A 15,137-nucleotide genomic window follows, 5' to 3' on the forward strand; every position below is an offset into this window, starting at 1 on the left:
AGAGACATAAAGCATGCGTACAATTACTGCTGCGCTTATCGGCGCCGGTCAAAGAGGGGCTGGCGCATACGCGCCCTATGCGATGAATTATCCCGACGAGATTCGTTTCGTGGCTGTTGCGGAGGGCGATCCAGAGCGGAGAGAACGGTTCGCGCAAAGCTACGGCATTTCAGACTTGAACACCTTTGATGAATGGGAGGAATTTTTGGCGAGACCCAAAATGGCGGATGCCGTCCTTATATGCACGCAGGATAAAATGCACTTTGAGCCAACCATTAAGGCGCTGAAGAAAGGCTATCACGTCCTGTTGGAGAAGCCGATGTCCCCGGATCCTCTCGAATGCTTCATCATGGGCGAATACGCGGAGAAATACGAGCGGGTGCTGTCGATTTGCCATGTCCTGCGTTATACGGACTTTTTCGCTACGATCAAGCAGCTTGTCTCGGACGGCAGAATCGGCAAGCTCGTCTCGATCCAGCATACGGAGAACGTCGAGCACCGGCACCAAGCCCACAGCTTCGTCCGCGGCAATTGGAGCAAAGCCGAAGTTTCGAGCCCGATGATTCTGGCCAAAAGCTGCCACGATATGGACATTCTCCAGTGGATTGTCGATGAGGAATGCGTGAATGTGTCCTCTTTCGGTTCACTTACCCATTTTCGCAAGGAGAGCGCTCCTGAAGGTGCCCCGACTCGCTGTTTGGACGGGTGCCCTGTTCAAGATTCGTGCCCGTACTACGCGCCGCGCATGTATATCGAACGAGATGACTGGGTAGGAGCGGTGCTGCGGTCGGTCGTCAGCAACGACACGAGCGACGAAGGCGTGATGAGCGCTTTAAAGGATGGTCCTTACGGCCGATGCGTCTATCACTGCGATAACGACGTGGTCGATCATCAGGTCGTGAATTTGGAGTTCGCCAGCGGCGTGACCGTGGCGTTCACGATGAGCGCCTTCACGTTCGAAGGAGGACGTTCGGTCAAGCTCATGGGTACGCAAGGTCAGATTAGGGCGGATATGGAGAAGAATGTGATTGAAGTGACTAGCTTCGTCACCAGGGAAACGGAGGCGATCCATTTGGATACGGATGCGGCTGGGCATGGCGGAGGAGATACGAATATTATGCGGGATTTTGTCCGTCTCGTTAGAAGCGAAGGCCAAGAGAATGGACTTACCGGCGCGAAAGCTTCGGTGCAGAGCCATTTGATCGCGTTTGCCGCGGAGAAATCCAGGCTGGAGAAGCGGGTCGTGTCCATACCGGAATACGTTGAGGAATTGGAAGCAGAAGCGCATGAAGTGTCAATTAGGCAAGGTTAGAAGCTAATACGAATCCCCCTTATTGCTATGTATTACCAATAGTACTATTCGAGGTGAAAGAGGATGGAGAAGATCTTTCATATTGCGGATTTCGGGGCAAAGCCCGATCTCGGCGAAGATGCCGTGCCGGCTTTTCTACGGGTAATAGAGGCTGCAGGCACGCAAGATTGTCCGGTAAAGATATCACTTACGAAAGGCAGATACGATTTCTATCCCGAGCATGCGGCGAAAGTGCCTTATTATGTCTCCAATACGGCTAGCGAAACCGAGAACCCGGATGTGACCAAGACGGTCGGCATTTGGTTCAAAGGGATAAAGAACGTTACGCTTGACGGTAACGGTTCGCTATTTGTTTTCCACGGAAAAATGACGCCGCTTGTCATCGATAGTTGCGAACATATCGAGATTCGGAATCTATCTATCGATTTCGAGCGCGCGACCATGTCGGAGTTGGAGGTCGAGGCAGCAGGCCCGCACCACCTGGATGTTCGTGTTAAACGCGACTCGTGGTATGCGTTCGATAATAGCGAGCTGTTCTGGGTTGGGGAGGGCTGGCGTTACCAAGGAGGACCGGCAGGGCAATATGATCCGGCGAACAATACGATCAGGAGGATCCCGCATCCCGTCATGGAGGCGGTGAAAATAGAAGAGCTGGAGCCGAATCGCTTGCGCTTGCATTATGCCACGGATGTGCCGGAGACCAAGGTCGGCAACATCTTTCAGTTGCGCGATGGCATCCGCGATCAAGTCGGCGCTTTCGTAGTTCATAGCCGGGACGTGACCTGGTCAAAGGTCGGCATGCATTTCATGCACGGTCTTGGCATCGTGTGCCAGTTCAGCGAGAATGTTTCATTCGACGAAATGAGCATGAAGCCTCGCGTGGATTCCGGCCGGACATGCGCAGGGTTTGCGGATTTGATTCATGTATCGGGCTGCCGCGGGCTCATCCGAGTCGAGAACAGCGACTTCGAAGGGGCCCATGATGATGCCATCAACGTGCATGGTACCCATTTGAGAATCGTGGATAGACCTTCACCGTATCAAATCGTCGTCCGGTTTATGCATGGGCAAAGCTATGGATTTGAACCCTTTTTTGCCGGAGATGAGATCGAGTTTATTCGAGCGCGTTCACTAACGGCCTATTCGAGCAATACCGTTCAAGCTGTCCAGCGGCTCGATGCTAGAGATTGGCTGCTCACATTGGATAATCCGTCTCCTGATTCGGCCGAGGAACACGATGTTGTGGAGAATGTTACATGGACGCCGCAGGTTACCATCCGCAACAATCGTTTTGCCCGTATTCCGACGCGCGGAATATTGGTTACGACCAGGCGGAAAGTTCTCATCGAAAACAACCGGTTTGAACGTACCGGCATGAGCGCGATTCTGATTGCCGATGATGCCGAGAGCTGGTTCGAATCCGGCCTGGTCCGGGATGTCACGATTAGAAACAATCGGTTTGTCGCATGCGGCGACGCGGATCATCCCGTTATTCTTGTCGCTCCCGAGAATCGAGAGGTACGGGCCGAACAGCCCGTGCATTTAAATATCCGAATTGAAGAGAACGTATTCGAACAGACGGATGCGGATATTTTGCATGCAAAGAGCACGTCGGGCTTGTATGTGCTGAATAACGAGATTGCAGGAGCCGCTTCAAGCGGGAAGCCAATTCGTCCAGAAGACGCCGTTAGTCTGCTGGCCTGCAGTGATGTGGTGATCAGCGGCAATCGGCTGGTCTGAAATATAGATACAAAGGAGTGCTCATAATGACGGGACGTACTTGCAAAATGCCTTCGGAAAAGCACGATCTTCACTTTCAAGAGCCAGTTCGGCGCTGGGATGAAGCGCTGCCTCTGGGGAATGGATTAATCGGCTGTTTAGTATGGGGAGATGGGCTTCAGCTGCGACTGAGCTTGGATCGGGGCGATTTGTGGGACAAACGCGTAGCTCCCGAGACGCTGGACAGCGGGTTTACCTATGCGAACATGGTTAAGCTTGCCCGGAACGGAGAGCAGGATGAGCTAGCGCGCAGGTTCGATCATTTCTATTCGAAATGCCCTTATCCTACGAAATTGCCCGCAGGTCGATTGGAACTGAGAGGAAGCGCTGCGGCGAAACAAATGGAAAGCCGGTTGAGCGTAAGGCATGCGGAAGCGGAAGTCAACTGGCTTGCGGAAGGCCGTTCGTATAGGATGACAACGTTTCTTCATGCGGAAACGAAACTGGGTTACATCAGGTTGGAAGGGGAGCATGTCCACGCGCTTGAATTGACCCTTGTCCCTCCTGACTATGCGGGCATAGCAGCTGAAAGAGAAGACAAGTTATCTAATTTTAATATTTCCTTGACATCGCTGGGTTACCCTTGCGCAGACCTAGGCAGTGAAGGAGAAACGAGATGGTTTTATCAGCGAACGAATCACGGCTTGGAATATGCCGTTATAGTTGCGGCTTCCGGCAAGTCTGATCATGTTATGGAGTTCGTGTATACAGTGGCGGCGAATCTGGACGGCGTCAGTTGGTTTGAGGACGCAAGGCTTAAGGTTAGAGCGGCCGCCGAAGCCGGTTATGAAGAAGCATTGCCGTCACATCGCGCCTGGTGGGAAAGCTTCTGGAGCCAGAGCGAGCTAACGCTGCCGGAATTCCAATTCGAGAAACAGTGGTACCTGACCAACTATCTGTTTGCTTCATGCTCGCGCAAAGGCGCTCCGCCTATGCCGCTGCAAGGAGTATGGACAGCGGACGAAGGGAACCTGCCTCCTTGGAAAGGCGATTATCATAACGATCTGAACACGCAATTAAGCTATTGGCATTACATGAAGGCCAACCATCTGCAAGAAGGGGAAAGCTTTATTGATTTTCTATGGGGCTTGCTCCCGCAGGCACGTGCATTTGCGGCTAGATTCTATGAAACATCAGGCATTAATTTACCTTCCGTGATGACCATAGACGGCAACCCGTTAGGCGGCTGGCCCATGTATAGCTTAAGCCCGACGAATCAAATTTGGTTATGTCAGGCGTTCGACCATTACTGGCTATACACAGGGGATCGCGAGTTTCTCGAAACCCGCGCGTATGTGTATTTCAAAGAGACCGCGGAATGTTTGCTGGGGCTGCTGCATCCTGGAGAGGACGGGAAGCTATGCCTTCCTGTATCCAGTTCTCCGGAAATTCATGACAGCAGCTTACAATCATGGCTTACGCCGAACAGCAACTATGATTTGTCTTTAATCCGGTATTTGTTTACTCGATTAGAACAGATGGCAGAGTTGTTGGAAGAAACAGTTGATAGACAGAGATGGACTGGGGTTATCGACCAGCTTCCCGATCTGGCAGTCAACGAAACGGGCCTCATGATAAGTCCTGACGAGTCTTTGACGGTAAGCCATCGACATCATTCCCATGCGATGGCGATCTATCCGCTTCGATTGCTAGATTATCGCCGATCCGATGCGGACAAGCAAATTATTGATAGGACGGTATACCATCTGGAAACGCTCGGGAAGGGATTCTGGGTCGGCTATTCGTTTCCGTGGACCGCTTCCATCTATATTCAACAAGGAAATGGAGAAGCCGCACGCTATCACCTTCTACAGTTTTGGAACTACCTATGCTCGCCGAACGGTTTTCACTTAAACGGCGATTACAAGCACACCGGACTGACGCAAGCGCGTTACCGGCCATTTACGCTCGAAGGCAATATGGCTGCGGCAGATGCGCTGCAGGAGATGCTGCTTCAGACAAACGGCGGCGTAATCCGGACGTTTCCTGCCATTCCGGCAGATTGGCTGAAGAGCGCGGTTGAATTTAGGCGGTTCCGCGGCGAGATGGGCGTACTCGTATCTGCCAAGATAACGGGCGGACATTTGGAGTATGTGGAGCTTTATGCGGAAAGAGGGGGCAGTTTCCTTGTAGAAAACCGGTTCCAAGCAGACGAGGTTCTACTAGACATTGATGGCTCTGTAACCGCCTTACAATGTTTGAATGAATCGGAATTCCCCGTAGAGCTGAAGAAAGGCGAAACTTGCAGGATAATTAGATAAATCGAAGGCACTCCACTTCTGCGAAAAGCAGTTTTTATATAAAAAGTATAGTTTTTCATGTGCTGCGATTGCAGATTTTCTAAGAAATTAATACTTTTTTCTGTATTCGTAAATTTTGAGGGGGGTTATTGTCAATATTGCAATTTCAATGAAAAATTGACCGTCGAGGGGGAGGGTTGAGGTTATTTAAAGAAATTGAACTAGTGCTAAGAGGGCTTCTCTATTTTCAATCAAGAAAGCGTCTACTCGATGAAGAAGCTTGCTTGAAGTTGCTAGGTGATCGATTTATGCGAGCATAGCAAAAGAAAAAGGAGTTAATAACAAATGCAGATGAAATGGAGTTTCAAAAAAGGACTAATCTATTCTCTCATCCTCTCACTGACACTAGGAACCGTTAATTTAGTATCAAATGTACCGCATGCGGATGCGCAGCAAGTATCAGGAAATGCGCCGTTTATTAATAGTTGGCTGGTATCCGGGCCCTATGAAACGCCTATTGCAGATGAAATGTATGGTACTGTTGTTCCGGAGAACCCAAGCATAGCGTCGAAAGCAGCAATTACCGCTTCATCAGCATCGTTCGCAACGAATCCACCTTCGTTTATTGCTGATGGCACGACTCGAAACCAATGGGTAACTGAGAATGATCCGGCACCATGGGTGAATTTTAAATGGGAAGCTCCAGTTAAAGTCAGTGCAGTTACGATCGCGCAGTGGGGGGACGGCAGGCACGTTAATAATTACTACGATCTCACATTTAAGTTTAGCGATGGATCAACAACAGAACCGATCAGAGTGAACAGCGCCTCCAGCGACCCGGCGAAACCGACGGTTTACACGCCGGACATCCCTTTGAACAATGTGGCGGAGATGAAGATCGAAGTAGATAAGGGCCGCTCGCCCTATCCAAGCATTACGGGTATCAGTGAAGTAGGCGTATATGAGTATTCCATTACGGACCCTGTTGAACGACCGATCGACGGAAACTGGGCAAGAGCAGCGACCGCCTCTTCCAGCTCTACATGGAAAACCGGCGCCGTAGATTTTCCGACGGGAACGGATTCCTCGTCAGTCCTTCCGAAGTTTGCAATTGATGGCGATAAAAGTACGGAATGGGTCTCTCAATTGATGAATACGGGCGGCGCGCCGTCGACTTGGCCGAAATGGGATCCCGCGCCGACTTTATTTTTGAGCTGGAAACAACCAATTAAAGTAAAGCAAATTGAAGTGTTTGACCGCCACAATACGTCCTGGCCAGCGGGTACCTCCGATGTTCAGCAGGTCAATTATACGTTAAAGGATTCAACAGGGAACGTATTAAAGACAGGAACAATCACGAATATTGATCCATTCGGACAAAACCCTGGCGTCGCCGTTCTCGATCAGCCAGTTAGCGGCGTGACTAAAGTAGAACTGTTAATCGTTTACGATGGACAGAAAAACAATAAAAACGTCGGTCTAGGTTTTACCGAAGTCAATGTTTTTGACGGCGATGGCGTTCTCCCTCCTCCACTGCCGCCAGAGCCTGCAGCGCATATTACGCCAAAGGCAGGGGAAGCCTTTGCCGGCGGTAAGAGCTGGGAATACTTTGATGACCGTCTCTGGAACAGAAACTACGATGATTACCAGGATTTATACGGCTATTATGCGGTAAAGAAAGGTATTGATACGCGAAATAAGTTTGTCTACGCGCACACATACGTTTATAGCCCAACTGCACAGAGTGTTCAGTTCAGATTCGGTTCCAGCGGCAAGCATCGTTTATTCGTCAATGATATCGCGGTAACGAAGCCGTCGACGCCGTCTGAAGTGCAGAAGGATATGACAATCGCAACCGTTAATTTGAAAGCAGGCTGGAATAAGGTCCTCTTGCAAATGAAGCATACCTATACAGAGGATCTGAATACGAACGGAGTTCCGATTGCGCAAGATGCGGATGTCTATTATTTCGGATTCTATGGACGCGTAACGGATAGCAATGGCAATAAAGTCGGCAATCTGACGTATTCCGCTACAGGCGACAACCCGTCTTTGTCCATCGATACGCAAGCACTTCGAGTAAACGACGCTGTTGCGGATGGCAAAAAGGGCAGAGGATTGCCGGTAAATGAACTGCCGGTAGGTTATACAGAATGGCCATATGTCTGGAATCAATCCAATTATTCGGCAAAGCATGCTCTAGCTGCCTCTCCATTTCGCTTCCTTGCCAGCGGCGGAAATCCAGACTATGCGTGGAGCCTGGAAAGCGGTGCGCTTCCGGCCGGCTTAACGTTGAATACCGACGGTACAATCGGCGGTTTTGTAGAAGCTTCGCCGGGCACGTATTCGTTTACGGTTAAAGTCACGGATGCTTCGAATGCATCGGTAACGAAGGCTTTTGCGATTGAAGTCAAAGAGCGTCCCAACAAGTGGTTCGAAGAAGGAAGAGTATCGGCGCTCAGCCATTGTATTCCAATCTATAACTGGTTTGTCGACCCGAATTATTCCGCTGACCTATGGGCGCAGCGCGCTAAGGCGGAAGGACACTCGATGGTTTCCATAGAGTCGTTGCAGCAGAACTATTACTGGCCGTCAAAGTTCGCGGATCCTCTGCATATGCGAAATCTGTACTTGCCGAAGGATGCAAATGGAAAGGTCGTGGACGGCCTTAAGCCGTTTGAGGAAGCCGTTAAACGATACGGCATGAAATTCGGTCTTTATTACGCGACCGAAGGCGGCGGCTTGCAGCACTTTTCCACGGACGTCTTCGTGCAGAACGTCGAGGATCTCATTTTGCGGTATGATCCGGCTTACCTGTATTTTGATGGTCCTCAGGCGATGCCGAATGCCAATTATGACGTCATGTACAGTAATGTCCGCAATTACAGCGACGAGATTATTATCAATTCAAATGCTTGGACGGTCGAATATGGCGATCCTGATCTTAGAACGAACGAAGCCAGTCATATTTTCGCAGGCGGCGGCGGTTCTAATTTGACCAAGCGCACGATTGCAGAGCCATGGAAGTCCGTTCATACAAAGAATAATTTCACGCCTTATTACTCAAGACGCGACGATTACCGGCTTGTAGCCAAGGAAATGATCATGAACGCGGGCAGAGGAATGGTAGACAACAATGACCAAATGCCGTTGATGAGCCGCGGTCCGAACTGGGACAGCCCAACGGATATTGCCACCAGGTACCCGAAATCGGTGCAGGAGTTCATCGATGTCCGGGAGGGGCTCGCAGCCTGGTTTGCTCCGCCAGGGAAACCGGAAAGGCATGAATCGACAACGGGGACGATGCCTTATTTCTTAAGCGGCTACGGATATACGGATGACGGGAAAGGCAATATCTCCAAATTCGAAAGCGGCAAGGGGCCAACTTGGGGCTACGCAATGTCCAGGGACAATAATATCTATTTGCATCTAATCGTCGGACCTGACGGCAAACAAGGGTTCAGCGGAAATTCCCTTACGATCGGCCCAGTCACTGATCAGGTGACGAGCGTTTCGTGGCTCAATGAGGATCAACCGTTAAGCTTTACGCAAGACGGCACGAGCGTGACCATTGATTTAACCGATGTAGAACGCGACCAAGTCGATACAATTGTGAAGCTCGTTACGGATAATTCGCAGCGGAAATACAAGCTCACTAATTTGAATGCAACAGGCAAACAATTGACGCCAAGCTCGCTGCAGGTGAATGCCGAAGGATTTATGACTTATCCAGCGTTGAAAGTTCGATTCCCGCAAGGAGCGGTCAGCTACAGCAGCGATAACCCAAGTGTTGCTTCCATAGATTCGAATGGTGTCGCTCAAGCGGTAACCGATGGAACCGCGGCGATTACAATTAGCGGAACCTATGAAGGCGTTACAAAGTCAAATGTACTGAATGTCAAAGTTTCAGGCGGCAAAATCTATGTAAAAGATACGCTGATAGGCGCTTCGCTGTGGATTGAAGACCGGGAGACGTACGGTCAATTTTCAAGCTATGGCAAATTAAATTATAAAATCGAAGGCCGTTCGTTAAAAGGCGGAGCGATTGGTCTGGATGCGGCGGATGTTACGATGAAAGCCGGCATCGTCAATCTGAGCGCAGGCACGCAATATCAGCCTGTTGTCATTAATGAAAGCGATATCTTTACATTCGCAAACGGAAAGGCGATTCCGAAGCATGTCGCTCAACAGACGCGCGCTGCGGTTTGGGCAGAGGTCACACTGGACGGCCAGACCTTCACGACAAACAAGGTGTTTATTGATTTGAATCCATACAAAAATGTAGCCAAAACGGCCGTTTTGACCGCAAGCGGAAGTCAAGGCGCATTTACGCCGGAGAAGGTCATTGACGACAAGGTAATCAATGGTACTCAGTTTGACAACTCTAAATGGTCAGTACCTGGCAGCGGACTATCCTGGCTTGCATTTGAATTAAAGAGTCCTACGGAAATTAAGAACGTGGAAATTAACTATAACTCTTTAAACCAAAATTATTACAATACTCCGAAAACGATTCAAATTCAGACCAGCCAAGACGGGACAAGCTGGCAAACCGTCAGCACAGTTACCCCGCCGACAGCTTCGACAGGCGCGTACTTTGGATTCTCTGATAGTTATCCGGTACAAGCCGTTACGAAGTATGTGAGACTCAATTTCCCGAATGGAGGAAACTCCGCTAACCTTGATTTGCTAGAGGTGGCCATCAATGGCGTGGAGAATGATACGATACCTCCAGCGGACGCGACCTTTAGTGCGGATGTGACCGTACCGACGAACACCGACGTCAATGTCACGATTCAGTATCCGGATGATGCTGAGACGAGGGAATTTAAAGTAGGTGAAGAAGGCGTGTGGATACCGTATACCGCTCCAGTCGTTATGACGGCGAATGATACGGTCTATGCCAGAAGCACGGATGAAGCGGGCAATACATCGAACATTACGAGCTATGAAGTCAGCAACATCGATAAGATCGCCCCTGAAATCAGCGTAACTGTCACTCCATCTGGCTCTAATTCTATAACTGTTTACTTGGGCTCGACTTACACAGACGCTGGGGCGACAGCTACTGACAATCTGGATGGCGATGTAACGAGCTCGATTGTAACAACCGGAACAGTTGATACATCCAAAGAGGGTACTTATTCAATCACGTACAGTGTCCAAGATCGTGCTGGAAACACAGCAATCGCTACGAGAACGGTTCAAGTAATAAACGTCTACAAGTTTAGTGGAATTTTACAACCGATAAACTTGGATGGTTCAAGTGTTTTCAAACAAGGAAGCACAGTCCCAGTGAAATTCCAACTCACGGACGCTTTAAATCAATACGTATCCAATTTAAGCGCAACATTAAAAGTCACCTACCTGTCAGCTGAAGTAGATGGAACAGATCTTGAAGATGTGATTTCGACTGACGCTTCGACAGGGACGCTTTTCCGTTATGATAGTACAGCCAATCAATATATCTTTAATCTGAGCACCAAAAATCTGCAAGCTGGGAAATATCAAGTTGAAGTTGTATTGCCTTCAACCTATACGCTTGTTTCAACAACGCCTCTTGAAATTACATTTAGTTTGAGATCCAAATAGGATGATTGCGTAATACGGTTAAGCCATTCATCAGATGACTTCTGAATTCATCAGGAGTCATCTTTTTTATGTCCCGCGGCTCCAAAGGACGGCCCGTGAACTTGGCTAATTTCATTCCTTTGTCGTGAGTTTAGTTAGATTTTTAATGAAATGTTTAGAAATTGTAGACGGCGTTGGCCGCGTTTCGAGGAAAAGGACTTAATTTGTGGTTTGCCCAATTCGGTGAACTTGATACGATGACATCGTTGGTAGAGCCGGCTTAAAAGAGTACAAATCAAAGGAGAACAAATAATGCCTACGTTTACGGTTGAAGGGAATCAATTTGTCTATAACGGGGAAAACGTCCGGATTATATCGGGGGCTATGCATTATTTCCGCATTGTGCCGGAGTATTGGCGCGACCGATTAATGAAGCTGCGGGCTTGCGGGTTTAACACAGTGGAAACGTACGTACCGTGGAATTTGCACGAGCCGAAGGAAGGACAGTTCAACTTCAACGGCATTGCCGACATCGAACAATTCATCCGATTAGCCGGGGAGATCGGCTTATTCGTCATCGTACGGCCGAGCCCCTATATATGCGCGGAGTGGGAGTTCGGCGGCTTGCCTCCCTGGCTGCTTAAAGAAGAAAATATGCGTTTACGATGCTTTTATCAGCCGTATTTGGATAAGATCGATGCTTATTACGATGCGCTGCTGCCACGATTGCTGCCGCTTCAATGCACGAACGGCGGACCGATTATCGCGATGCAAATCGAGAATGAATATGGCAGCTACGGCAACGACAAGCGATATTTGACCTATTTGAAAGAAGCGTTGCTGAAACGCGGCGTAGACGTCCTTTTATTTACATCGGATGGTTATTCGGACAGCAATTTGCAAGGGGGCACGCTGCTTCCGGACGTATTGGCTACGGTCAATTTCGGATCTCGGCCGGAAGAGGCATTCGGCAAGCTTCAGGAATACCAGCCGGACAAACCTCTTGTCTGCATGGAATATTGGAACGGCTGGTTTGACCATTGGGGAAAGGCTCATCATACGAGATCGGCAGAAGACGCGGCGGAAGTTTTGGAACAGATGCTGAAGCTGGGCGCATCGGTCAATTTCTATATGTTCCATGGGGGTACGAATTTCGGGTTCTATAACGGTGCCAATTATTTGGGCAAATATGAGTCGACCGTAACCAGCTACGATTATGACGTCTTATTAAACGAAAGCGGCGATATTACGGACAAATATATCGCGGTACGCAATGTTTTGGCCCGGTATACCGAGATTCCCAAGCTGGAACTACCGCCATCTACGCCGAAGAAACACTACGGTGAAGTGCGGTTGACTGAGCAGACCCGATTGTTTGATTCGCTAGCCCGATTAACCGAGCCGGTGGAGTCCGTGTACACGCAAACAATGGAGGAGCTCGGGCAAGATTACGGCTTTATTTTATACTCCACCCGCGTAACCGGACCCTTGTCGCAAACGAAATTAGCGATACAAGATGTGAGAGACCGCGCGCTGATCTTCCTTGACGGCGTGTATCAAGGCGTAATTGAACGCAATACGCACGATATCAGACCGAACGTGCAGGACAATGATATCGTGCTGGGTATTCCTCCTACAGGCGCGACGCTCAATATCCTGGTGGAAAATCAAGGCCGAATCAATTACGGTTACGGCTTGAAAGACCCTAAGGGCATTACGGAAGGCGTTCGTCTTGGCCTGCAGTTTCTATACGACTGGACGATTCATCCGCTTCCGCTAAACCAGTTGAACGGGCTTGAATTCCGCACGATCCGGCAGGATGAGGCGCCGTTCACGCCTACGTTCTACAAAGGAAAGTTTCACGTTGAAGAAGTTGGCGACACGTTTCTGAAATTAACGGGCTGGACGAAAGGCGTTGCCTACATCAATGGTTTCAACTTGGGACGTTATTGGGAACAAGGCCCGCAGCAAACGTTGTATGTCCCTGCTCCTCTCCTTCGTAGAGGGGACAATGAATTGATCCTCTTTGAACTGCATGACACGAAAGAGGCGATCGTTACGCTGCAGGATTACGCGGAGTTAGGTTAGCGATCGGTTAAGGGGGAGAGAGACAATGATTCGTTTTGACGAACAGAGAAGCATTTGGGTCATGGAAACCAATACTGCCGCTTATGCGATAGGGCTATGTGAGACAGGGACGGTCAACCATGTCTATTTCGGTGAGAAGCTTCCCTTCCTTTCCGATTACCCTTGCGCAGAGATTGAAGCGAAATATCCATATACATTAGGAAGTGAATTGAGCGCCGAGGAATTTATGGGGTGGTCGAAGGCGAAATATACGGAACCATGCTTAAAAGCAACCTTTGCCGATCAGGTGCGGGATGCCGTGCTCGAATATCGTTCATGGAGTGTGACGGCAGATACGTTGACAATTGTGCTCAAGGATCAACACTATCCTTTATCGGTGCAATTATCTTATAAGCTCTATGAGGATCTCGACATCATCGAGCGGACTGCGGTGATCGTGAATGAAGCCGAATATAGCATAACGTTAGAAGCGGTTCTCTCCGGCTCGACGTTCGTACCAAAAAACCGGAATTACCGACTCGGTTACTTGACCGGGAAGTGGGTCGGCGAAACGCAATTCGATCAGATGATGCTGCCAACTACGAAAGTCGTGTTGGAAAGCAGAAGGGGAACGACGAGTCACTTTGCCAACCCCTTCTATACGCTGGATCCGGACGGACTGGCGACAGAGATGTCAGGTGAAGTGTATTTCGGCGCACTGGCGTTTAGCGGCAATTGGAAAATAACGCTGGAAAGGGATCACTTTGGACTTTTAAAAGTAAGTGCGGGCGTGAACGATTTTGACTTCTGCTGGGATTTGAAACCGCAAAGCAGCTTCGTAACACCTAGCTTCTATATTGGGTATTCCAATGCCGGATTCGGTGAAGCGAGCCGTAAATTGCATCAACTTCAGCTTGAACACTTATTGCCGGCTCCTGCAAGAAGCGAGCTGAGAAAGGTGCTTTATAATTCATGGGATGCAACGTATTTCGATTTTAACGAGGAACTGCAGTCTAAGCTTGCGAAAGAGGCCGCTTCTATCGGCGTGGAGCTGTTCGTTATCGACGATGGATGGTTCGGCAAGCGTATGAATGATAAAGCAGGATTAGGCGATTGGTATGTGAACTCCGACAAGTTTCCTCGGGGACTCAATAGCTTGATCGAAAAGGTGAATGCGCTCGGAATGGATTTCGGCTTGTGGGTCGAACCGGAGATGGTAAACCCGGACAGCGATTTGTATCGCGCGCATCCCGAGTGGGTGTATCACTTTCCAACGCGGCAGCGGACGGAAATCCGCAATCAACTCGTCTTGAATTTGGCGAGGGAAGATGTCCGCCACTATATTTATAGTTTTATGGATGAACTATTAAGCAAGCATCCGATCACGTTCATCAAGTGGGACATGAATCGGAATTTCAGCGAACCGGGATATCCTGAGGCTCCTGTCTCCGAACAGCGCGAAATCTGGGTAAGGCATGCTTTAGGCGTATACGAAATCGTGAAAAGATTAAAGGAGCGCCATCCTGATGTACTCTTCCAATCGTGTTCCGGCGGCGGAGGAAGAGTCGACCTTGGCATCATTCAGTACTTTGATCAAGTGTGGACCAGCGATAATACGGATGCCTATGACAGACTTCGCATTCAGGAAGGCTTCTCTTTCGCATATTGCGCAAAAATCATGGAGGCTTGGGTATCAGACGAAGTCCATCCATTGAATCAAAGAAAGCTTTCTTTGAAATATAGGTTCCATAGCGCAATGATGGGCAATTTGGGGATTGGCGTCAATTTAACGAAATGGTCCGATTCGGAGCGGGCCGAAGCGCGAGAATTGATTGAGCTATATAAGCGCATTCGTCCGACGGTTCAGCACGGCGATCAATACAGGCTTTTATCGCCAAGGGACAATGAGGTGTCTGCAACGATGTACGTAAATCGTTCGAAGAACGAAGCGGTCGTTTTCGCTTTTTTGCGCTCAAACTCTTATGGGAATACATTGCCTAAGCTGCGCCTAGCCGGACTTGAAGATCATGCGCTGTATTCAGTCGAAGGCGAGATGCAGGCTGTAAGCGGCAAGGCTTTAAAACAAATCGGGATTAAGCTGAACCTGGTCGGCGATTATGACAGCACCGTGATTCGTATTTGTAAGGTTGGTTAGGAGGCCTTTCCAA

Annotated in this window: 6 protein-coding genes; all 6 read left to right on the forward strand. The window is 49.3% G+C overall.

Features of this window, described 5'->3' with window-relative positions; all coding sequences use genetic code 11:
• Nucleotides 1-13: 13 nt before the first annotated feature.
• Entirely contained in the window at nucleotides 14-1,312 is a 1,299-nt protein-coding gene (locus DL346_RS00410) for a Gfo/Idh/MocA family protein (protein ID WP_112880003.1), read from the forward strand.
• 63 nt (nucleotides 1,313-1,375) lie between these two features.
• On the forward strand, nucleotides 1,376-3,052 hold the full coding sequence (locus DL346_RS00415; RefSeq protein WP_112880004.1) for a right-handed parallel beta-helix repeat-containing protein: 1,677 nt from the start codon (nucleotides 1,376-1,378) through the stop codon (nucleotides 3,050-3,052).
• A gap of 26 nt (nucleotides 3,053-3,078) precedes the next feature.
• Nucleotides 3,079-5,352 carry a glycosyl hydrolase family 95 catalytic domain-containing protein gene (locus DL346_RS00420; protein ID WP_112880005.1) on the forward strand — a complete coding sequence of 758 codons (2,274 nt, stop codon included), beginning with the start codon at nucleotides 3,079-3,081 and terminating at the stop codon, nucleotides 5,350-5,352.
• A gap of 660 nt (nucleotides 5,353-6,012) precedes the next feature.
• Nucleotides 6,013-10,923: an immunoglobulin-like domain-containing protein gene (locus DL346_RS00425; RefSeq protein WP_165822315.1), complete on the forward strand. Its 4,911-nt coding sequence runs from the start codon at nucleotides 6,013-6,015 to the stop codon at nucleotides 10,921-10,923.
• A 291-nt stretch (nucleotides 10,924-11,214) separates the two neighbouring features.
• On the forward strand, nucleotides 11,215-12,990 hold the full coding sequence (locus DL346_RS00430) for a glycoside hydrolase family 35 protein (RefSeq protein WP_112880007.1): 1,776 nt from the start codon (nucleotides 11,215-11,217) through the stop codon (nucleotides 12,988-12,990).
• Nucleotides 12,991-13,015: 25 nt separating this feature from the next.
• Entirely contained in the window at nucleotides 13,016-15,124 is a 2,109-nt protein-coding gene (locus DL346_RS00435; RefSeq protein WP_112880008.1) for an alpha-galactosidase, read from the forward strand.
• Nucleotides 15,125-15,137: the final 13 nt, after the last annotated feature.

This window comes from Paenibacillus montanisoli (genome assembly GCF_003268025.1).
Lineage (GTDB): Bacteria > Bacillota > Bacilli > Paenibacillales > Paenibacillaceae > Paenibacillus_Z > Paenibacillus_Z montanisoli.